Source organism: Granulicatella sp. 572.rep1_STHE (genome assembly GCF_001073445.1).
Lineage (GTDB): Bacteria > Bacillota > Bacilli > Lactobacillales > Aerococcaceae > Granulicatella > Granulicatella adiacens.
In genome coordinates this window covers 1-699 of the sequence record NZ_JVBO01000028.1, presented here as the reverse complement: position 1 = coordinate 699, position 699 = coordinate 1, and the positions used below count along the sequence as shown (strand labels likewise).

The 699-nt window shown below is 50.8% G+C and carries 6 tRNA genes; all 6 read right to left on the bottom strand.

Annotation, left to right across the window (positions count from 1 at the left end):
• Window positions 1-72 precede the first annotated feature (72 nt).
• The 6 genes from ADH99_RS06440 to ADH99_RS06415 all read right to left on the bottom strand — a co-directional run bounded on the left by ADH99_RS06440 (window position 73) and on the right by ADH99_RS06415 (window position 613).
• Window positions 73-145, bottom strand: a tRNA-Val gene (locus ADH99_RS06440).
• Between the two features lie 5 nt (window positions 146-150).
• Window positions 151-222 (bottom strand) — tRNA-Glu (locus ADH99_RS06435).
• 19 nt (window positions 223-241) lie between these two features.
• Window positions 242-329, bottom strand: a tRNA-Ser gene (locus tag ADH99_RS06430).
• Between the two features lie 42 nt (window positions 330-371).
• Window positions 372-445: transfer RNA gene (locus tag ADH99_RS06425), tRNA-Ile, on the bottom strand.
• 11 nt (window positions 446-456) lie between these two features.
• Window positions 457-527 (bottom strand) — tRNA-Gly (locus ADH99_RS06420).
• A 13-nt stretch (window positions 528-540) separates the two neighbouring features.
• Window positions 541-613 (bottom strand) — tRNA-Phe (locus ADH99_RS06415).
• Window positions 614-699 lie beyond the last annotated feature (86 nt).

Here is a 699-nt window from a genome sequence, read left to right as displayed (position 1 = left end):
GGGAATCGAACCCGCGATCTCCTGCGTGACAGGCAGGCATGTTAACCCCTACACCACGGAACCACTATGAGATGGAGGTTAACGGGATCGAACCGCTGACCCTCTGCTTGTAAGGCAGATGCTCTCCCAGCTGAGCTAAACCTCCAAATATGACCCGTACGGGACTCGAACCCGTGTTACCGCCGTGAAAGGGCGGTGTCTTAACCGCTTGACCAACGGGCCAGGATAACAAATAATAAAACGGAGAAGGAGGGATTTGAACCCTCGCGCCGGTTTCCCGACCTACACCCTTAGCAGGGGCGCCTCTTCAGCCTCTTGAGTACTTCCCCATCATCCAAGATTTTATTATTTTCTAATAACAAAGTTATTAATGGGCCTAAATGGACTCGAACCATCGACCTCACGCTTATCAGGCGTGCGCTCTAACCAGCTGAGCTATAGGCCCTAAATATTTAAAGCGGGTGACGAGAATCGAACTCGCGACAACAGCTTGGAAGGCTGTAGTTTTACCACTAAACTACACCCGCATTATATTTAGAATGGCTCGGGACAGAATCGAACTGCCGACACCTTGAGCTTCAATCAAGTGCTCTACCAACTGAGCTACCGAGCCTAGCGAATATTATATTCATCTAACGGTCCCGACGGGAATCGAACCCGCGATCTCCTGCGTGACAGGCAGGCATGTTAACCCCTACA